This is a genomic window from Aquibium carbonis, assembly GCF_003970795.1.
Taxonomy (GTDB): Bacteria; Pseudomonadota; Alphaproteobacteria; order Rhizobiales; family Rhizobiaceae; genus Aquibium; species Aquibium carbonis.
The window spans coordinates 68309-88847 of sequence record NZ_RWKW01000010.1 but is presented as its reverse complement, the minus strand read 5'-3'; the positions used below and the strand labels follow the sequence as shown (position 1 = coordinate 88847).

The 20539-nt window shown below is 66.4% G+C and carries 17 protein-coding genes and 1 tRNA gene; 10 read left to right on the top strand and 8 right to left on the bottom strand.

Annotation, left to right across the window (positions count from 1 at the left end):
- The first annotated feature begins 224 nt into the window (after positions 1-224).
- Complete coding sequence (locus EJC49_RS03695) at positions 225-1040, top strand: L,D-transpeptidase family protein (protein ID WP_126698111.1); 816 nt, start codon at positions 225-227, stop codon at positions 1038-1040.
- A gap of 87 nt (positions 1041-1127) precedes the next feature.
- On the opposite strand, the gene EJC49_RS03690 is transcribed toward EJC49_RS03695, so the two are convergent.
- A complete protein-coding gene (locus EJC49_RS03690; protein ID WP_245453246.1) occupies positions 1128-2786 on the bottom strand; it encodes an isovaleryl-CoA dehydrogenase in 1659 nt (552 codons plus the stop codon).
- A gap of 215 nt (positions 2787-3001) precedes the next feature.
- Here EJC49_RS03690 and EJC49_RS03685 point away from each other — a divergent pair, with 215 nt between their 5' ends.
- Positions 3002-4630 carry a CTP synthase gene (locus tag EJC49_RS03685; protein WP_126698109.1) on the top strand — a complete coding sequence of 543 codons (1629 nt, stop codon included), beginning with the start codon at positions 3002-3004 and terminating at the stop codon, positions 4628-4630.
- A gap of 106 nt (positions 4631-4736) precedes the next feature.
- Positions 4737-5918 carry a TMEM43 family protein gene (locus tag EJC49_RS03680; protein WP_126698108.1) on the top strand — a complete coding sequence of 394 codons (1182 nt, stop codon included), beginning with the start codon at positions 4737-4739 and terminating at the stop codon, positions 5916-5918.
- A gap of 11 nt (positions 5919-5929) precedes the next feature.
- Here EJC49_RS03680 and EJC49_RS03675 read toward each other — a convergent pair whose 3' ends face one another.
- A complete protein-coding gene (locus EJC49_RS03675) occupies positions 5930-6733 on the bottom strand; it encodes a D-alanyl-D-alanine carboxypeptidase family protein (RefSeq protein ID WP_425358795.1) in 804 nt (267 codons plus the stop codon).
- Positions 6734-7035: 302 nt separating this feature from the next.
- Between EJC49_RS03675 and EJC49_RS03670 the strand changes: the two genes are divergently transcribed.
- Positions 7036-7905: a VOC family protein gene (locus EJC49_RS03670; protein WP_126698106.1), complete on the top strand. Its 870-nt coding sequence runs from the start codon at positions 7036-7038 to the stop codon at positions 7903-7905.
- Positions 7902-8741, top strand: a complete 840-nt coding sequence (gene kdsA / locus EJC49_RS03665) for a 3-deoxy-8-phosphooctulonate synthase (protein ID WP_126698105.1) — start codon at positions 7902-7904, stop codon at positions 8739-8741. Before EJC49_RS03670 ends, kdsA begins: the two co-directional genes overlap by 4 nt.
- A 21-nt stretch (positions 8742-8762) precedes the next feature.
- Here kdsA and ilvA read toward each other — a convergent pair whose 3' ends face one another.
- Complete coding sequence (ilvA, locus tag EJC49_RS03660; protein WP_126698104.1) at positions 8763-10037, bottom strand: threonine ammonia-lyase IlvA; 1275 nt, start codon at positions 10035-10037, stop codon at positions 8763-8765.
- Positions 10038-10228: 191 nt separating this feature from the next.
- Here ilvA and EJC49_RS03655 point away from each other — a divergent pair, with 191 nt between their 5' ends.
- Both EJC49_RS03655 and EJC49_RS03650 read left to right on the top strand, forming a co-directional pair.
- Entirely contained in the window at positions 10229-11629 is a 1401-nt protein-coding gene (locus EJC49_RS03655) for a TrkH family potassium uptake protein (RefSeq protein WP_425358794.1), read from the top strand.
- A gap of 72 nt (positions 11630-11701) precedes the next feature.
- Positions 11702-13198 carry a TrkH family potassium uptake protein gene (locus tag EJC49_RS03650; protein WP_425358791.1) on the top strand — a complete coding sequence of 499 codons (1497 nt, stop codon included), beginning with the start codon at positions 11702-11704 and terminating at the stop codon, positions 13196-13198.
- A 12-nt stretch (positions 13199-13210) separates the two neighbouring features.
- On the opposite strand, the gene ade is transcribed toward EJC49_RS03650, so the two are convergent.
- A complete protein-coding gene (ade, locus tag EJC49_RS03645; RefSeq protein WP_126698101.1) occupies positions 13211-15025 on the bottom strand; it encodes an adenine deaminase in 1815 nt (604 codons plus the stop codon).
- 96 nt (positions 15026-15121) lie between these two features.
- The gene (locus EJC49_RS03640) at positions 15122-15466 is read right to left on the bottom strand and encodes a hypothetical protein (protein WP_126698100.1); all 345 of its coding nucleotides are present in this window, start codon (positions 15464-15466) and stop codon (positions 15122-15124) included.
- Positions 15467-15856: 390 nt separating this feature from the next.
- Between EJC49_RS03640 and EJC49_RS03635 the strand changes: the two genes are divergently transcribed.
- Complete coding sequence (locus EJC49_RS03635) at positions 15857-16756, top strand: GGDEF domain-containing protein (RefSeq protein WP_170314597.1); 900 nt, start codon at positions 15857-15859, stop codon at positions 16754-16756.
- A 15-nt stretch (positions 16757-16771) separates the two neighbouring features.
- Here the strand turns inward: EJC49_RS03635 and EJC49_RS03630 are convergent.
- The 3 genes from EJC49_RS03630 to wrbA form a co-directional block, all read right to left on the bottom strand.
- Positions 16772-16856, bottom strand: a tRNA-Leu gene (locus tag EJC49_RS03630).
- Positions 16857-16933: 77 nt separating this feature from the next.
- The gene (locus EJC49_RS03625) at positions 16934-17893 is read right to left on the bottom strand and encodes an alpha/beta fold hydrolase (RefSeq protein ID WP_126698098.1); all 960 of its coding nucleotides are present in this window, start codon (positions 17891-17893) and stop codon (positions 16934-16936) included.
- Positions 17894-18074: 181 nt separating this feature from the next.
- Positions 18075-18674: an NAD(P)H:quinone oxidoreductase gene (gene wrbA / locus EJC49_RS03620; protein WP_126698097.1), complete on the bottom strand. Its 600-nt coding sequence runs from the start codon at positions 18672-18674 to the stop codon at positions 18075-18077.
- Between the two features lie 190 nt (positions 18675-18864).
- Between wrbA and EJC49_RS03615 the strand changes: the two genes are divergently transcribed.
- Positions 18865-19614, top strand: coding sequence for a competence/damage-inducible protein A (locus EJC49_RS03615; protein WP_126698096.1), 750 nt, complete (start codon positions 18865-18867; stop codon positions 19612-19614).
- Positions 19615-19693: 79 nt separating this feature from the next.
- The gene (locus EJC49_RS03610; protein WP_126698095.1) at positions 19694-20524 is read left to right on the top strand and encodes a universal stress protein; all 831 of its coding nucleotides are present in this window, start codon (positions 19694-19696) and stop codon (positions 20522-20524) included.
- The last annotated feature ends 15 nt before the right edge of the window (positions 20525-20539 follow it).

Here is a 20539-nt window from a genome sequence, read left to right as displayed (position 1 = left end):
CCATGAACTCGCGTCAGGCGACCGTTGTTCGGTCGCCTGCTCGTTTTGCGCGAGAATTTGACTGTGGTCCATCTGCAACCGTGTCCGGTCATCGCCGGGTTCTGCTCTGATCGCGACCCGATTGCACTTGAGCGGCATGGTTGCCTCGCTGTATCATTCGGATCGGAGTTCTTCGGGCGCCGCCCGTGGAACAGTGCGGAACAAGATGGCAGGTGCGGACCGTCATGCGGATATCTCGTCTACTCGTTTCGGCGTTCGTCGCCGTCATGGCCTTGAGCTTCATTTCTCCGGCCTCGGCCGAACGCGATCGCGATCCGGGCGCGTTCGAGACCATCAAGCGCGCACCGGCCGCCCCGGCCCGGGTCGCAGCGAAGCCGAAGCCGGTCCAGACGTCGGCTCCGGCGAGCGTGGCCGACGTGGTGGCCAGCGGCAACAATGGTGAATTGCGCTCGGAGGTCCGCACGTCGGAATCGCCGATCGGCCTGTTCGGCAGAAGCCCCGCCAGCCTGCTGCCGCAGACCCAGGCCCTGGATTCGGTGCTGGAAAAGCGCCAGGGCGGCAAGACGTTCGCGGTCAAGAACGATTTCCTCCCGCAGACCGTCTCGTTTTCCGGCTATCCCCGCGGAACGATCGTGATCGACACGGCCAACCGCTATCTCTACCTCGTCGAGTCGGGCTCGACGGCGCGCCGTTACGCCATCGCGGTCGGCCGCGAAGGGCTCGAGTTCAAGGGCGAGGCCAAGGTCGGCGACAAGCAGGAATGGCCCCGCTGGATCCCGACCCAGGACATGCAGAAGCGCGAACCGAAGAAGTATGGCCAGTACAAGGACGGGATGCCCGGCGGGCCCGACAATCCGCTCGGCGCGCGCGCCATCTACCTGCACCAGAACAACAAGGACACGCACATCCGCATCCACGGCACCAACCAGCCGCAGACGATCGGCACCAACTCGTCGAACGGGTGCTTCCGGATGATCAACGAGCACGTCATGGATCTCTATGGCCGCGTGCCGATGGGCGCCAACGTCGTCGTGCTCTGACGGCCCGTCTCCACCTCTGAACCACGAAGGCCCGCGAAGGCATGTTCGCGGGCCTTCGCCGTTTCGAAACCCTGAAGACCTGTCCGCTCAGGACGGACGCGCGCGTTCGGCGATCGCCCGCGCATCGACGCCGGACGGCAGCGTGCCGAGGGCGTGGCCCCAGTCGCCGCCGAGACGGCTGGCGCAGAAGGCATCGGCCACCGCGGCGGGCGCGTGGCGCACGAGCAGAGCCCCCTGCAGGACCAGCATCATGTGTTCGACGAGGCGCCGCGCCCCATGCTCCATGTCCTGTTTCCGGGCAAGCGCGGCCTCCAGCGACCGCAGGGCGGCGTCGAGACGTCGGTCTGCGCCGCGCGCGTCGGCGATCTCGTAAAGATAGACGTCGAGACTGTCCGGCGCTTTCTGCAAGGCCCTCAGCACGTCGAGACACATGACGTTGCCGGAACCTTCCCAGATCGAGTTCAGCGGAATCTCCTTGTAGAGAAGCCCGAGCGGGCCCTCGTCGACGTATCCGTTGCCGCCCAGCACCTCCATCGCCTCGACGACGCCGGCGGGCGCGCGCTTGCAAACCCAGTACTTCACCGCGGGCGTGCACAGACGCACGAAGGCGCCGGCTTCCGCGCTGCCCGCCGCCCTTTCGTCGAAGGCGCGGGCGAGGCGCAGCGCCAGAAGCGAGGCTGCTTCCGACTCGATGGCGAGATCGGCGACCACGTTGGTCATCAAAGGCTGGTCGATCAGGTGGCGCTGGAAGGCGCGGCGGTGCCCGGCATGGTGCAGCGCCTGCGCGACCGCGCCGCGCAGGAGGCCGGCCGAGCCCAGCGCGCAGTCGAGCCTCGTGAAGGTTCCCATCTCGAGAATCGTCGGGATGCCGCGGCCTTCCTCGCCGAGCAGCCAGCCATGGGCATTCTGGAATTCGACCTCGGAGGAGGCGTTCGACCTGTTGCCGACCTTGTTCTTCAGGCGCTGGATTCGCACGCGGTTGCGGGTCCGGTCGGGCAACCAGCGCGGTACGAGGAAGCAGGACAGCCCGCCCGGCGCCTGGGCGAGCACCAGATGCGCGTCGATCTGCGGGCAGGAAAAGAACCACTTGTGCCCGGTGAGCAGGTACTCCGCGCCGGTGCCAGCGCCTGCGACGGGAACGGCGACGGTGGTGTTGGAGCGGACGTCTGACCCGCCCTGTTTTTCGGTCATCCCCATGCCGACCAGCGCCCCGGCCTTGTCGGCGACGGGAATGTCGCGCGGATCGTAGCTGCGGGTGCCGACCTTCGCGAGAACGGCTTCGGCCAGCCCGCCCTGGCCGCGCAAGGCCGGAACGCTGCCATAGGTCATGGTGGTCGGGCACTGGCTGCCCGGCTCCACCTGCGCATGCATGATGTAGGCCGCCGCGCGGACCGTGTGCGCGCCGGGGCCAGGCTCGAACCAGGGCGCCGAATGCAGGCCTTCGCCAACGATGAGGTCCATGATCTGGTGCCAGGCGGGATGGAACTCGACCTGGTCGACGCGGTGGCCAAACCGGTCGAAGGTCTTGAGTTCGGGCGGATAGCGATGCGCAAGCCGTCCCGCCTCGATGGTTTCGGCGCGTCCGAGGCGGGCGCCATAGGCACCCAGTCGATCGGTCGCGGTTGCGGCACCCATCGCCGCGACAGCGTCCACGAGCGCTCTGTCGGTGGTGAAGAGATTGAAATCCTCCAGCGCCGGCGGCTGGTTCAAAACGTCGTGCGTGTCGAAGGCGGGCAGGGCGGTCATCGGCATCCTCCAGTCTGCTCCGTTGGGCGTCCGGCAGCGGCCGCGGAGTCTCTGCCACGGTTGTGGACCATCGCGGGGACGGCGCGCAACCGCACCGATCGTCGCCCACTACTTCTCAGCTTGCCCTAGCGTCACGTGCGGGCGGGGGATAACGACCGGTCCGGGGTGCTTTTTCGCTGGCGGAATCGGAAATGCCGCGATAAGCCCTGACTCCCATGGCGCGATATGTTTTCATCACCGGCGGCGTGGTTTCCTCCCTTGGCAAAGGCATTGCCGCAGCGGCTCTCGGAGCCCTGCTGCAGGCGCGCGGCTATCGCGCGCGGATCAAAAAGCTCGATCCCTATCTCAACGTCGATCCGGGAACGATGTCGCCGTATCAGCACGGCGAAGTGTTCGTGACCGATGACGGGGCCGAGACCGACCTCGACCTCGGGCACTACGAGCGGTTCACCGGACGGTCCGCGAACCAGCAGGACAACATCACCACCGGCCGCATCTACAAGAACATCATCGAGAAGGAGCGCCGCGGCGACTATCTCGGCGCGACGGTCCAGGTGATCCCGCACGTCACCGACGAGATCAAGAACTTCGTCCTCGAAGGCAATGACGACTACGACTTCGTGCTGTGCGAGATCGGCGGCACGGTCGGCGACATCGAGGCGATGCCGTTCCTCGAGGCGATCCGCCAGTTGGGCAACGACCTGCCGCGCAACAACGCCGTCTACATCCACCTGACGCTGATGCCCTGGATTCCGGCGGCCGGCGAGTTGAAGACCAAGCCGACGCAGCACTCGGTGAAGGAACTGCGCTCGATCGGCATTGCGCCCGACATCCTGCTGGTGCGCGCCGACCGCGCCATCCCCAAGGACGAGCGTCGCAAGCTGTCGCTGTTTTGCAACGTCCGCGAATCCGCCGTCATCCAGGCGCTGGACGTCTCGCACATCTACGACGTGCCGATGGCCTATCACAAGGAAGGGCTCGACGGCGAAGTCCTGGCCGCCTTCGGCATCGATCCGGCGCCCAAGCCGCGCATGGAGCGCTGGCAGGACGTCTCCAACCGGATCCACAATCCGGAAGGCGAGGTGACCATCGCCATCGTCGGCAAATATACGGGCCTCAAGGACGCCTACAAGTCGCTGATGGAAGCGCTGACGCATGGCGGCATCGCCAACCGCGTCAAGGTGAAGCTGGACTGGATCGAGAGCGAGATCTTCGAAAAGGAGGATCCCTCGCCATGGCTGGAGAAGGTGCACGGCATCCTCGTGCCGGGTGGCTTCGGCGAGCGTGGCTCGGAGGGCAAGATCCTCGCCGCGAAGTTCGCGCGCGAGCGAAAAGTGCCCTATTTCGGCATTTGCTTCGGCATGCAGATGGCCTGCATCGAGGCGGCGCGCTCGCTGGCGGGGATCGAACGCGCGTCGTCCACCGAGTTCGGCCCGTCGCAGGAGCCGGTCGTCGGCCTCATGACGGAATGGCTGAAGGGCAACATGCTGGAAAAGCGCCGCGAGACCGATGATCTCGGCGGCACCATGCGGCTCGGGGCCTATGAGGCCAGGCTCGCCGAAGGCTCCCGCATCGCCGAGGTTTATGGCACCACCAAGATCCATGAACGCCATCGCCACCGTTACGAAGTCAATATCGACTACAAGGAACGGCTCGAGGCCTGCGGCCTGGTCTTCGCCGGCATGTCGCCGGACGGCGTGCTGCCGGAGACGGTGGAGTATCCCGACCATCCCTGGTTCATCGGCGTGCAATATCATCCCGAACTGAAATCGCGCCCCTTCGAGCCGCATCCGCTGTTTGCGAGCTTCATCGGGGCGGCGGTGGAGCAGTCGCGGCTCGTCTGACGACTGAACCCTGGTCCGTTGCGGACCTGCATGGGTCGCCGATAGGATGGCGGTCGGGGCGGTGTCTCGCGGGTCCCTGATCCACGAGCATGCGGGGAGTTCTGCCGTGAGCGACAGTTTTCGCGAGGTCACTTCGGTTTCGTGGTTCGGGCGCCTGAAGCGCTCGGCCGCGGGCATTCTCCTTGGCCTGCTTCTTCTCGTGGCCATGGTGATCGGCCTGTTCTGGAACGAGGGCAGGGCGGTCACGACGGCGCGCTCGCTCGCCGAAGGCGCGGGTCTCGTGCAGACGGTATCCGCCGACCGCATCGATCCGACGCTCGAAGGCCGCCTCATCCACGTCACCGGGCCGGTCGTTGCGACACGCGAACCGACGGACGACCTGTTCGGCGTAGTCGCCGCCGGCATACGGCTCGAGCGCGACGTGGAGATGTACCAGTGGGTCGAACGGGCCAGGTCGGACGGCCAGGTCAAGGTCGGCGGCGGCGAAGAGGTGGTGACCACCTACACCTATGAGAAGGAGTGGTCTTCCAGCGCCATCGATTCGGGTCGCTTCAAGCAGCCTGAGGGCCACGCCAACCCGGGCATGAACTATCGCAGCGAGCGTTTCCAGATCCCGGAGGCCAGCCTCGGCGCGTTCCGGCTTGAGGAACCGGTCCTCGACCGGATCGGCGGCGCACGCAAGCTCACGCTCGATCAGGAGATGATCGATGCGGTCAGGGCCAGCTATCGCGGGCCGCGAGAGCTGCATGTCACCGCCGGCGGCGCCTACATGGGACCGGATCCCTCCACGCCGCGGATCGGCGACTACCGGCTGAGCTGGCAGATCGTTCCGCTTGGCCCGGTCAGCGTGATCGGCCGTCAGACCGTCGACAGCTTTTCGCTCTACCAGACCGTGGCCGGCAACCGCCTGCTGATGGTCGAGACCGGCGCCGTGTCGGCGGCGCAGATGTTTGCCGACGCCATGACCGGCAACACCATTCTGACCTGGGCCCTGCGCATCGGCGGCCTTCTGCTGCTCATGTTCGGCTTCTCGTTGATCATGGGACCGATCGCCGTCGTGGCCGACGTGATTCCGGTCCTGGGCCGCATCGCGCGGCTGGGTACCGGCGTGATCGCCTTCGTGCTTGCCGTCCTCGTGGGCGGCATGACGATCGCCGTCGCCTGGTTCTGGTACCGTCCGCTGCTGGCGATCGGGATCGTGGTCGCGGCCCTCGCCATCGCCTACGGGATCAGCCGGATGGGCGGCAAGCCTGGCGCCGCGGGGGCGCGGGACGTCCCGGCCGGCTGAAGCGGGGGGGGTCAACGCCGCGATGCTTTTGGCAGAAACGCTTCGATCAGCTGCGCCATCATGGCGTCGCGCTGGGCCGCGCTGTCGCCCCCCATCACCACGGCGACGATCGACCTGCCATCGCGCCGCGCCGACGTCGCCAGGTTGAAGCCGGACGCGCGGGTGTATCCGGTCTTGAGCCCGTCGGCTCCGCGCACCGTTTCCAGCACCTTGTTGTGGCCCCTGACGGATCTGCCGCGAAACGCGAAGCTCGTCCTGCCGAAGTAGCCATACTGAGCCGGAAAGTGACGTCGAAGCGCGAGGCTGAGCGTCGCCATGTCGCGCGCCGTCGAAACCTGTCCCGGGTCCGGGAGCCCCGACGCATTCCGGAACACGGTCGAACCCATGCCGAGCTGGCGGGCCTTCGTCGTCATCATGGCGGCGAAATTTTCCTCGCTGCCCCCGAGATGTTCAGCGACGGCGGTCGCGACGTCGTTGGCCGATCTCGTCACGAGAGCGCGGATCGCGGTGTCCACGTCGATCGTCTCGCCTGGCTTCAAATGCAGCTTGGTTGGTGGGCGGGACGCGGCATAGGCCGAAATCGGAATATCGGTGGAGGCGCCGATGCGGCCCTGCTGCATCGCCTCGAAGAGCATGTAGACCGTCATCATCTTGGTCAACGAAGCCGGATAGCGGCGCGAATCGGCCTGGTCAGCGTACAGCACCCGGCCTGTGTTGGCGTCGACGACGATGGCCGCGTACTTGTTCGACGCCGAGGTCGGAACCGGCTGCGCCGTGCTTCGCAGGACATCCGTCGATGTGCAGGCGGTCAACACCCCCGCCAGCAGGAGGGCGAAGACTGCTCTCGCCAGGGCAGCCCACCGGCCGGACCCGATTCGCAACGCTTCCGGCGACGGCGCCGCACCGTCTCGTGCCAATGATATGAATGACATACGCTCTCGCCCGTGGTCCGCCCGACCGCACGGCGTCTCCTCACGCCGCGTGCCTCGCTCATCTGCGCGAGCCTAGAGGCGAAAAACGTGATTGCAACCGCCAGAAGGCCGGCTTTCCGCGCCTGTTCCTTTCTCCGCGCCGGTGCGTGCTTGCGCGGCCGAGAGAGTTGCGGCACATGGGCGCCATGTCGACCTCCGCCCCGACCGCCGCCATCGACCATCTCGTCTTGCCGACAGCCTCGCTCGACGATGCGCGTGCGCGCCTTGGCGCACTCGGCTTCACGGTCGCGCCCACCGGCGTGCATCCCTTCGGGACGGCCAATTGCTGCGTCTATCTCGCCTATGGCACGTTCTTGGAACCACTGGCTGTGGCCGATGCCAGCGCATGCGCTGTGGCCGCGGCCGATGGCAACGTCTTCGTGGCACGCGACCAGGCGTTTCGAGCGGCAGGCCGAGAGGATGGGTTTTCGGCGATCGTGCTCGCCACCCGCGACGCCGAGGCCGACCACGCGACGTTCCGCGCGGCGGGCCTATCGGCCGGAGACATGCTGTCCTTCTCGCGTCCGTTCCAGGATGCGACCGGCAAGACCGACACGGCGTCCTTCCGTCTCGCTTTCGCGACGATGCCCGAAACCGTTCCGTACGTGTTTTCCTGCCAGCGGGTGAACGCGCCCGCGGTCGACCGGTCCGCGCTTGAACGGCACGCCAACGGGGTCGCTCGTGTGGTGTCCGCCACCGTCGTCGCGGTCGATCCCCCGGCGGTATCCTCCTTCTTTGCCGCCGTGACCGGCGTGCCGGCTCAGACGACCAAGGACGGTCTGCGCCTCATCCTTTCGAACGGCGAGCTCGTGTTGCGGGCAGCGGCCGCTGCCGACGGGACGGCTCTACAGGGCGCCTTCGGGTTCAGCGCGGTAACCTTCGAGGTTCCCGAACTCGCCGCGGTGCATGCGCAACTCGAAAAGAACGGCGTCGTCTTCGCCGCGATTGGAAACGCCATCGTCGCACCCCCGGCCCCGGGGCAGGGCGCGACATTCATTTTCGAGGAACGGGCATGACCCAACCGAACGCATCCGTCACCGCCGGCAACGCGGTCTTCGACAACGCTGGACCGCTGACGCTGATCGCCGGCCCTTGCCAGCTCGAATCGCGCCAGCATGCCTTCGACATGGCGGGTGCGTTGAAGGAACTGACCGCGAAACTCGGCATCGGGCTCGTCTACAAGACGAGCTACGACAAGGCCAACCGCACCTCGCTGTCGTCGACGCGCGGCGCCGGGCTGGATGCGGCGCTTCCGGTGTTCGACGATCTGCGCGCCACGTTCGGCCTGCCGGTTCTCACCGACATCCATTCCGAGGAGCAGTGCCGGATCGTCGCGCCGCATGTCGACGTCCTGCAGATTCCGGCCTTCCTGTCGCGCCAGACCGATCTCCTCGTCGCCGCGGCGAAGACGGGCAAGGTCATCAACGTGAAGAAGGGGCAGTTCCTCGCTCCCTGGGACATGAAGAACGTGGTGGCAAAGATCACCGGCTCGGGCAATCCGAACGTGCTCGTGACCGAGCGCGGCGCGTCGTTCGGATACAACACGCTGGTGTCCGACATGCGGGCGCTGCCGATCATGGCCGACATCGGCGCACCGGTGATCTTCGACGCGACGCATTCGGTGCAGCAACCGGGCGGGCAGGGGGCGACATCGGGCGGCGAGCGGCGCTTCGTCGAGACGCTGGCGCGGGCGGCCGTGGCCGTCGGCGTGGCCGGCGTGTTCATCGAAACGCACCAGGACCCCGACAATTCGACCTCGTCGGACGGCCCCAACATGGTGCCGCTGGCCGACATGCCGCGGCTTCTGGAAACGCTGATGGCTTTCGACGCGGTGGCCAAGCGCCGGGGCTGACCTGCGGCGCGGCCGGCGCGGTCAGATGATCAGCCCGGCCAGAACCTCGTTTTCGGTGATGTCCTGATAGGACCAACCGGCCTCGCGGAACTTCTTCTCCAGCCGGTCGAAATTCTTGCGGCTCTTCGTCTCGATGCCGATCAGCACCGAGCCGAAATTGCGCGCCGACTTCTTGAGGTATTCGAAGCGGGCGATGTCGTCCTCCGGGCCGAGCAGGTCGAGGAAGTCGCGCAGCGCGCCGGGACGCTGGGGAAAGCGGAAAACGAAGTACTTCTTCAGGCCCTCGTAGCGCAGCGCGCGCTCCTTGACGTCGGGAAGCCGCTCGAAGTCGAAATTGCCGCCTGAGACGACGAGCACGATCGTCTTGCCCTTGAGTTCGGCCTTGGGAAAATCCTTCAACGCGTCGATTGCCAGCGCGCCTGCCGGCTCCAGCACGACACCCTCGACGTTGAGCATCTCGATCATGGTCGCGCAAAGACGGTTCTCGGGCACCAGGCGGACGTCCTCGGGGCGGAACGCCTTCAGGTGGCGCAGCGGCTCGCGACCGATCTCGGCCACCGCGGCGCCATCGACGAAAGTGTCGACCGCCGCGAGCTTCACCCGGCGTCCCTCGACGAGGCTCTGCTTCAGGCTCGGCGCGCCGACCGGTTCGGCGAAGACGAAGCGCGTCGGCCAGCCCTTCGCGGTGAGGTATTGCGTGACGCCCGCGGCCAGCCCGCCGCCGCCGACGGGCAGGATCATCAGGTCGGGAACGACGCCTTCGGGCAGTTGCGCCGCGAGTTCGGCGGCGACGGTCGCCTGGCCGTCGATGATGTCGCGGTGGTCGAAGGGCGGCACCATCAGCGCACCGATCCCGGCTGCGAATTCGAGCGCGGCCTCCAGGCAGGCGTCGAAGAAATCGCCCGTCAGGCGGATTTCCACGAACTTGCCGCCAAACGTCACCGTCTTGTCGATCTTCTGCTGCGGCGTCGTCACCGGCATGAAGATCACGCCGCGCTTGCCGAGGTGCCGGCAGGCAAAAGCGAAGCCCTGCGCATGGTTGCCGGCCGAGGCGCAGACGAAGCTCTCGGCCGGCGTCTTCGCCATCAGGGCCTTGCGGAAGAACGTGTAGGCGCCGCGAATCTTGTAGGAGCGGACCGGCGACAGGTCTTCGCGCTTGAGCCAGATGCGGGCGCCATACCGGCGCGAGAGATGGTCGTTGAACTGAAGCGGTGTTTCGGCGAAGAGGTCGCGCAAGGCGATCGCGGCGGCGTCGACGCGCTCGAGGAAACCGGGTGCCGGGGAAGTGGCGGACATGGAAGTCTCCCGCTGACGTGTTTGCCGCGAACCGGGCTATTGCACAATCGGCTGCCTGCCGCCACTGTCCGCCTCCATCGGGGTATGCCGTCGGTGGGCGTGCCCGGCGTGCGGCCGGAAAGGGGCGACGGAACTTGCAGTCATTTTCGCTCCGTGCGGCGATCCACATCTCGGCGATCTTCGGCGTCTACATGTCGCTGGCGATGCTCATCCCGGCCTTCGTCGACCTCTACTACGGCAACAGGGACTGGCGGGTCTTCGCGCTCTCGGCCTTCTTCACCGGAGGCTTGTCGATGGCCGTGGCGCTGGCCACGCAGGGCAGGCCGCCCGGCGTGTCCTCGCGTTTCGCATTCCTGCTGGTCAACCTGCTCTGGCTGACGACGGCCGCGACCGGGACGATCCCCTTCCTGGCGTCGTCGCTCAACATGAGCCTGTCGGACGCGGTGTTCGAATCGGTTTCGGCGATCACCACGACCGGCGCGACGGCGATCGTCGGGCTCGATGCGCTTCCGCCCGGAATGCTCCTGTGGCGGTCGCTCCTGCAATGGATGGGCGGCCTGGGGGTGATCGCGCTCGGCCTCTTCATCCTGCCGTTTCTCAACGTGGGCGGTGTGTCCTATTTCAAGATCGAATCGACCGACATCGAGGATCGGCCCTTCGCGCGGCTGTCGACGTTCACGATCAGCATGGTCGCCATCTACGGCCTCCTGACGCTGGCTTGCGGCATCGCCTATGCGGCCGCCGGCATGGATGGCTTCGACGCAATCAACCATGCCATGACCACCATCGCCACGGCGGGCTTTTCCACGCATGACGATTCCTTCGGACATTTTTCCGACAGGCCGGCGATCCTGTGGATCGCCATCGTGTTCATGTGCATCGGCGCCTTGCCTTTCTCGATCCTGATCCTGCTGGCGGTGCGCGGGCGCATCGATGCGCTGCGCGATCCGCAGGTGCGCGCCTTCCTCGGCTACACGCTGGCCTTCTGCGCCGTGACCACCATCTACCTGCGCATCGAGACCGACGCTCCCTTCTTCGACGCGCTCACGCATGCGACCTTCAACTTCGTGTCGCTGATCACCACGACCGGCTTTTCGACCCACGACTACTCGTCGTGGGGGCCGTTCGCGGTCGCGCTCGCCTTCATCGCCACCTTCCCGGGCGGGTGTTCCGGATCGACGACCGGCGGCATCAAGGCCTACCGCTTCATCATCCTGTTCGAGCTGATGGCCAATGGCTTGCGGCGGCTGGTCTACCCGAGTTCCGTGCAGCCGGTGCGCTATGGCGACCGCCCGGTCGACGACGACATGCAGCGCGCCGTGGTGCTCTTCATCGCATCCTTCTTCGTGCTCTGGGCGATCGCGACCCTGCTCATGGCGGCGACCGGCCTCGATCTGGTGACGTCGCTGACCGGGGCGCTGACGGCGCTGACCAATGTCGGTCCGGGCCTCGGCGACTTCATCGGGCCGAAAGGCAGCTTCGCCGCGATCCCCGATCTCGCGAAATGGGTCATGGCGCTGGCGATGCTGTTCGGCCGGCTGGAAATCCTGGCTGTGCTGGTGATCTTTTCGCCCGTGTTCTGGCGGCGCTGAAAAGGCTCCCATTGCGCGCGCGGTCGCGGTCGGATAAAGGGTGCGCCGCGCCAGACGGGACCCGAGCGGCAAATGCCGAGCCCCGCCGCCAGGTCAATCGGGTATCGTTTCTTGAACAGCCAGTCCCTTCGCGCCGCCATCCACATCGCTGCGATCTTCGGAATCTACCTGTCGCTGGCGATGCTCGTTCCCGCCTTCGTCGATTTCTATTTTCGCAATGCCGACTGGCAGGTGTTCGCGCTCTCGGCCATGTTCACCGGCGGCATGTCGCTGGCCACCGCCCTGGCCACGCAGGGTCGCCGCGTGACCGCGAACGCCCGGTTCGGCTTCCTGATCGTCAACCTGCTCTGGGCGACGACCGCGCTGTTCGGGGCGGTTCCGCTGATGGCCTCGTCGCTCGACCTGAGCCTCGCGGATGCCGTCTTCGAATCGGTTTCGGCGCTGACCACCACCGGCTCCACCGTCATTTCCGGCCTCGATACGCTGCCGCCGGGCCTGCTGCTCTGGCGCTCGCTGCTGCAGTGGATCGGCGGCCTCGGCGTGATCGTGCTCGGGCTTCTGATCCTGCCGTTCCTCAACATCGGCGGCGTCTCCTACTTCAAGCTCGAATCCTCCGACATCGAGGACCGTCCGTTCGAGCGGCTGTCGGTCTTCATCGTCAGCATTCTGGGCATCTATTCGTCGCTCACCTTCGCCTGCGCGATCGCCTACGCGGCCGCCGGCATGTCGGGTTTCGATGCGGCGAACCACGCCATGACCACGCTCTCGACCGGCGGCTATTCCACCCATGACGCGTCGTTCGGCTTCTATGGCGACAACCTGCCGATGCTGTGGATCGCATCGGTCTTCATGTTCATCGGCGGCCTGCCCTTTTCCATCCTGGCGCTGCTCGCCTTCCGCGGCCGGCTGGACGCGGCGCGGGATCCCCAGATTCGCGCCTTCGCCCTCTACGTCGCGTTCTTTGCCGTCGTGGTAGCGATCTATCTGCGCGTCACCACCGGGGCGCCGTTCATCGAGGCGCTCTCACATTCGATCTTCAACTTCGTCTCCATCATCACCACCACCGGCTATGCGAGCCAGGACTATTCCACCTGGGGGGCCTTCGCCGTCGCCTGCGCCTTCATCGCCACCTTTCTCGGCGGCTGCTCGGGTTCGACGGCCGGCGGCATCAAGGCCTACCGCTTCATCATCCTGTTCGAACTGATGAGCAACGGCCTTCGGCGCCTGGTCTATCCGAGTTCGGTCCACACCGTGCGATATGGCGACCGCCCGGTCGACGACGACATGCAGCGCGCGGTGGTCCTGTTCATCGCCTCGTTCTTCGTCATCTGGGGAGCGGCGACGGTGCTGCTCGCCGGAACCGGGCTCGACTTCATGACCGCCATGACTGGTGCACTAACGGCGCTCACCAATGTCGGTCCGGGTCTCGGCGACGTGATCGGGCCGGCCGGCAACTTCGCGCCGCTGCCCGACACCGCCAAGTGGATCCTCGTGCTCGCCATGCTGCTCGGCCGGCTGGAGATCCTGACCGTGCTGGTGATCTTTGCGCCGGTGTTCTGGCGCCGCTGAACGTCGCGGCGTTCAGACGAAGAGATCCACCTTCTCGAATTTCGTCACGTCGATCAGCCCCGTGTCGGAGATGCGCAGCTCGGGGATCACCACCAGCGCCAGCAGCGAGTGCTGCATGTAGGCATTGTTGAGCGAGCAGCCCATCGCGCGCATCGCCGCCGTCAACTTCTCGGCCTTGGCGGCGACGATCTCGGCGCGCTCGACCGACATCAGGCCGGCGATCGGCATCTCGACGAGCGCCAGTTCCTTGCCCTTCGAGAAGATGACGACACCGCCGCCGACCTCGCCGAGCCGGTTGGCCGCCGCCGCCATGTCGTCCTTGTTGGTGCCGACGACGATCATGTGATGCGAATCATGGGCGACGGTGGAGGCCAAGGCGCAGTCCTTCAGATAGCCGAAGCCCGAGACGAAACCGTTGACCACCGCACCCGTGCCGCAATGCCGCTCGACCAGCGCGATCTGGCAGACGTCGTTGTCGCGATCCATCGCCACGAGGCCGTCCTCGACGGCGAGATCGGCCTCCAGGGCCCGCGTCGGCGCCTGATTCTCGATGACGCCGATGACCCGCGCCCGCACCTCGTTGGCGCCCGCGGGCGCCTTGATGTCGAAATCCTGCGCTGCCAGAACCTTGCCGAGACGCACCGTTTGCTTGGCGCTGTCGGGATAGTCGCGCGCCGGGATGTCGACCTCGAGACGGCCCGCCGCGGCGAGCCGAACGCCGCGCGCCCAGACCTCGTCGATGACGAGCGCGGCGAGATCCGAGACGATCAGGAAGTCCGCGAGCCGGCCGGGCGCGATCGATCCCAGTTCACGTTCGAGGCGGAAATGCTGGGCGGTGTTGATCGTGGCCATCTGGATGGCGGTCACCGGCTTCAGCCCCTGGGCGATCGCGTGCCGCACCACGCGGTTCATGTGGCCGTCCCGGACCAGGGTGCCGGAATGGGAGTCGTCGGTGCACAGGATGAAGTTGCGCGGGTCGATCCCGAGTTCGGTCACCGCCTTGATCTGCGTGGCGACGTCGTACCAGGCCGAGCCCAGCCTGAGCATCGCCTTCATGCCTTGCCTGACGCGGGCAATCGCGTCTTCCACCCGCGTGCCCTCGTGGTCGTCCTCCGGCCCGCCGGCAACGTAGCCATGGAAGGGCAGGCCGAGATCGGGCGAGGCGTAGTGACCGCCGACCGTCTTGCCGGCGGCAAACGTTGCGTCGATCTCGCCGCGCATCTTGGCGTCGTTGGCGGCGACGCCTGGGAAATTCATCACCTCGCCGAGCCCGATGATGTTGTCCCAGCCCATCGCCTCGGCGACCTCGGCCGGGCCGATCAACGCGCCCGGATTTTCCAGGCCCGGCGCAGACGGCACGCAGGACGGCATCTGCACATGCACGTTGACCGGCATGTCCACAGCCTCGTCATGCATCAGGCGGACGCCTTCCAGACCCAAGACGTTGGCGATCTCGTGCGGATCGATGAACATGGAGGTGGTGCCGTGCGGGATGACGGCGCGGCAGAACTCGGTCACCGTGACCATGCCGCTTTCGACATGCATGTGGGCGTCGCACAGGCCCGGCACGAGATAGCGCCCGGCTGCGTCGACGACCACGGTGTTCTCGCCGATGCAATGGCCAGCGTCCGGCCCGCAATAGGCGAATCTGCCCTCGACGACGGCGATGTCGGTCCCGGGAATGATCTCGCCCGAATACACGTTCACCCAGCGCCCGTTGCGTACGACGAGATCGGCCGGGCGGCGCCCCATCGCGACGTCGACGAGGGCGGGCGCAGCGTCCGTCCAGATTTTGGGCTTGCGGAAGCGGGGTGTCGTGGCGGTCATGATCTGGTCTCCGGTCTTGGCGGACCATGCCAAGACCGGCGCGATTTGACCAGTTCAGATCGACCCGAGTCGATCGCCAAAAAACGCTGGCGCGCGTCAGCGCCGCGACAGGAGAACGGCCGCCAGACCGACGACCGCCAGTCCGACAAGAGCCACCGTCTTGGGATGATCCTTCACCGCCGCACCGGCCAGCCGGGCCTGGCGCTCGATCTCGCGGCGCGTCGCCGGACGCCGCTTCGACAGCCGTCCGATCAGGTCGGTGACGATGTCGGCGACGTCGTCATAGGCATGCGAGCCGCGCGTCGTGACCTCGTCGTAGAGATGCGAGCCCTGCGCGGACGCCGTGCGCCGCAGGGAGGACAGTTCGCGCTTGAGGCTCGACACCTGGCGCTCGAGATCGTCGAGCGCTTCGTCGCGCGTGTGGCTGATGGAAAAGGCCATGGGAACCCCCGGTTCATTGGATTGGATGAGCAAGAAACGTCATACGCGCGGCATGGTTCCATCCGTCTCGCCGGCGCCGACATGCGAACGGCCGGGCCGGGCGGGACAGAAGGGCGCATGGCACTTCGCTGCCCAGGGCCAGAAACCGGGAAAATCAGCCCTGTACTTCCTTGCCGCCGTGCCCGGTTGTCGCGGCCCGGCCGTTCTCGGGTTTGAAACGGCGACGACCGGGCACGGTTCCGATCGATCACCTCCGGGCCGTCGGAATGTCCAACTCCTGGGTCATGGTCGCAGAGCCTCCAGGGATTGTATCAAGATTGGCTAATAAACATACGTCAACCTTTCCATGCGATGCCTCGTGCCAGCCGAACTGGAACGATGAGGACCGCCTTGAACGTCATTCGCAGAAAGTTTCTCGTCAGGATCATGCTCACCTGCTTCATCGGCATCCACACGCCGCTGATTGCCGCGATATCGCTGCGAATGCTGACCGGCGGCTATTTCGACTGGACGATGCTGGGTTTCATCCTGCTGGCCACCCTGGCCGGAACCGGGATGACCCTCTACGTGCTGCAGCGCGAGATCATGCCGGTCGTACGCATCTCCAAGGCTCTCGAAAGCTTCGCCGAGCGGCGCGAGATCATGGTGATCGATCACGTTTCAGACGACGAGATCGGCGCGCTGGCCAGGTCGGCCTCCTGGGCCATCGACAAGGCGGACAATCTGCTTCGCCAGAAGGAACACGAGGCGGGCACCGACAGCCTGACCGGCCTGCCCAACCGCCGGTCGTTCTTCGAACTGGCACAGCTCCACCGGGGCGGCAGCGTGGCGATCATCGATCTCGACGATTTCAAGACCATCAACGACACCCACGGCCATCATACGGGTGACTACGTCTTGAAGACGACCGCCTCGCTCATTCGCGGCGCCTTGCGCCCGACCGACTGCATTGCCCGCCTGGGTGGTGAGGAATTCGTGGTGCTTCTTCCCGACAGCACGCCGGAGGAAGCCCTCCATGTCATGGAACGCGCCCGGAAGGCGGTCGTCGGCGCGAACGTCATCGACGAGCGGACAATCTCGTTCTCGGCAGGCGTGGCAAGGCGCACCGGCGACATCCATGCTGACCTGGCGCGCGCCGACCGCGCCATGTACCACGCCAAGGACGGGGGGCGAAACAAGGTCGTGCTCTCGCAGGACCTGACCGGGCGCCGGCGTATCGATACGCCTCCGCTGGCCGCGGCCCAGCCCGACGACGAAGCCCTGTCGGCTGGAGGCGGCCTTCGGGTCTGACAGTCATGACGAATGTGGTGCCCCCTGCCGGGATCGAACCGGCATGGCCGAAGCCGAGGGATTTTAAGTCCCTTGCGTCTACCAATTCCGCCAAGGGGGCAGCCGGCTCACCGGTAGCGGGTCATGCACACGGGATCAAGCAGTCGCAATCGGGCAGCCAGGGTAGCGCCTGGCAGGTCAGGCTGCGAACGCCCTGCCGGCCACGCGCTTGACGAAACTCGCGACCTTCTCGGCCTCGACGAATTGCGGCATGTGGCCGACGCCTTCGAGGATTTCGAGGTCGATGCCCTCGATCAGGCCTTCCATGGCGAGCCCGTGGCGGGTGTGGTGCAGCACGCGGTCGCGGCTGCCGAACAGGATGCCGACCGGTATCCTGATCTCGCCATAGCGCTCCATCTGGCCGGGCAGGTCCTGCTCCACCGCCACGAGGTCGGAAGAGGTGGCGTGAAAATGACTTGGGCGCAACCCGAGATAGCCACCGCCGCCGATGGCGTAGTCGGCGGGCACGGGTTGCGGTCCGAAGACGAAGTCGAGGGTCTGCGACGCGTTCTTCAGGCTGGCCGGTACGGCGAGCGTTGCGGCGATGATGCGGCGCATCAGCGGCGAGCGGATGTAGAGGCCGCCGAACTCCTTCGGCGGCGTGGGCACGTAGTGGGTGAGGGGGGAGATGAGCGCCAGACCGGCGATCTTGTCGGGATGGTCGAGCGCGACGCGCAACGCGATGGCGCCGCCGAGCGAGTGGCCGACGAGCAGCGGCCTGTCGAGGCCGACCGCATCGATGAACCTGGCGATGGCCGCCGCCTGTTCGGGGATGCGCGCGCCGCTGGAGATACGCGTGGAATAGCCCGAGCCCGGGCGATCCATCGCCACGAGGCGAAACCCGTCGTCCATGGCGGGAAACAGCGCCTGGCGGAAATGATGCAACTGGCCGCCAAGGCCATGGACGAAGAGAATCGGCCGACCGGCGCCCTGGTCGACATAGTGGATCGAGTCGCCACCGACCATCACGGTCTTGCCGACGGGAGGGATGCGTCTTTCCGCATCCGCCGCAAGGCGGCGGGTGACCATCGCATTCCAGCCGAGCCAGCCAGCGACGGCCAGGATTGCGACGACGACGATCCAGAACAGCACGGCCATGGGCGGACCTCCTGTGAAAGACGACCGCCCGCCCGCAGGGCGTCGGCCATCCAAGGTCTGCCCCGGCGCGGCGCCAAGATCAATGCCCGCCGACCAGGCAGTATGGCGCAGGAGGGCGACCCGAAGGCCGCCCCCGCCGAGATCGCTTCAGAGAAGGCGCGACACAGCCGCGCAGCCCAGCCTAGCCGTGCAACTTGGCCGCGATCTCGGCAACGCGCTTGCCCTGGAACCGGGCGCCCTCGAGTTCCTGCTCCGACGGCATCCGCGAACCATCCGTGTTCGAGGTCGTGGTCATGCCGTAGGGCGAGCCGCCGCGCACCACGTCGTTTCCGGACTGGCCCTGGTAGGCATAGGACAGCGGCACGATGACCATGCCGTGGTGCTGCAGCGACACCTGGGCTGAGATGATGGCGAACTCGGCGCCGCCGTGCTGAGTCGCCGTCGACGACATGACCGAGGCGACCTTGTTGATCAGCGCGCCCTTGGCCCACAGCGGGCCGGTCTGGTCGAGAAAATTCTTCATCTGCGCCGACATGGCGCCATAGCGCGTGGAGATGCCGAAGATGATGGCGTCGTAGTTCTCGAGCTCCAGCGGATCCGCGATCGGCGCCTCCTGGTCCAGCTTGTAGTGGGCAGCCTTGGCCACCGCTTCGGGAACGAGTTCGGGAACGCGCTTCACCGTCACCGTCGCACCGGCTTCCGTGGCGCCCTCGGCGGCGGCCTTCGCCATCGCTTCCATGTGGCCCCAGCTCGAATAGTAGAGAACGAGTACCTTCGCCATGTCTGTCTCCTTCGGTTTCGTCTGCCGGGCAGCCTGCGGTTGCAGCTCATTCCCGAGTGAGACCTACTTAGGGCCGGGACATCGTCCACGAAACAGCGGGATCGCAGCACGGTTCGTTCACAATCCGGACGCCATTGCTGCCGGACCCGGCCGGCGCTATGTCGGTCGTGCGTTTTCAGGGGGAGCCCCAATGCCCGACATCGTTACAGCCGCCATGGTCGTCATCGGCGATGAAATCCTATCGGGGCGGACGAAGGACAAGAACATCGGCCATCTCGCCGACATCCTCACGGCGATCGGCATCGACCTGAAGGAAGTGCGCATCGTTCCCGACGAGGAAGACGAGATCGTCGCGGCGATCAACGCGGTGCGCGCGCGCCATACCTATGTCTTCACCACAGGCGGCATCGGCCCGACGCATGACGACATCACCGCCGATTCGGTGTCGAAGGCCTTCGGCGTTCCCTGCGAGTATGACGAGAAGGCCTACGCCATGCTGGAAGCGCACTACCAGGCGCGGGAGATGGCGTTCACCGAAGCCCGCAAGCGCATGGCGCGCATGCCGCGCGGCGCCGACCACATCGACAACCCGATTTCGCTGGCGCCCGGGTTCCGGATCGGCAACGTCCACGTCATGGCCGGCGTGCCGTCCATCTTCCAGGCGATGCTCGACAATGTCGTGCCGACGCTGGCGACGGGAACGAAGCTGATCTCGGCGACGGTCCAGTGCCCGTTCGGCGAAGGTACGATCGGCGATGCGCTCGGCGCGATCCAGAGGGCACATCCCGATACGATCATCGGCTCCTATCCAAAGTATCTCGATGGCAAGTTCTGGACCGAACTCGTCGTGCGCGCCCGTTCGGAGGCGGCGCTGGCGCCGGCCGTCAAAGCGGTGGAAGAGATGGTGGCCGCGAAGGCCGCGGACGCGACGACGGCATAGCACCGTCGTCGAAAGCGGCGCACGCAGACCCGCGGCTGTGATAGGCTCTCGCGGTCAACGTCCGGGAAGGAAACGTCAGATGGGCTACAGAACGATCGTTGCGGTGATGCAGGACGAGGCCGGCGCGGCTGCGATGCTCGACGTCGCCACCGGTCTGGCGGCCCGCTTCGAGGCGCACCTGATCGGCGTCCATGCCGAGCCCCTGCCGATGCCGATCGCCTCGCCGATGGGCTTTCCGGACGCCACGCTGATCGGCGCCAGCGAGGACATCAATCGCGCCCGCGAGGAAAAGCTCGGCGAACTCTTCGCGTCCCGTCTCGCCCGCGAAAACCTGTCCTACGAATGGCGCTCGCTGCGCAGCTTCTCCGGCGACAGCGTCCTGTCGGCGCTCGAAAGCGCGCGCTGCGGCGACATCGTCGTCGTCGGCCATGGAAGCGGCGAGGGCGGCTCGCCCGACATCGACACGCTGATCCAGGGGGCGGGGCGGCCCGTGCTGCTGGTGCCCAAGGAGCGAACCGTCCGCACGGAGGTAAAACGCATCGTGATCGCCTGGAACGGTTCGCGGGAGGCCGCGCGCGCCGTGTTCGACGCGCTGCCCTTCATCCTGACGGCCGAGGAGACGACCATTCTCACGATCGATCCGGTCGAGCGGGCCGGCGAAACCGGGCCGCTGCCCGGAACCGAGATCGCAGCGACGCTGGCGCGGCACGGCGCGAAGGTCTCCATCGAACCTGTGTCCTCGGGAGACTGGTCGCGGGCGCAGGTGATGGAACGCACCGTGCGCGAAAAGAACGCCGATCTTCTGGTGCTCGGCGCCTTCAGTCATTCTCGGCTGCGCGAGATGATCTTCGGCGGCACGACGCGGACCATCATCGAGAACCCGCCCTGCCTGACCTTGATGGCGCGCTGAGAACGGCTGCCCGGG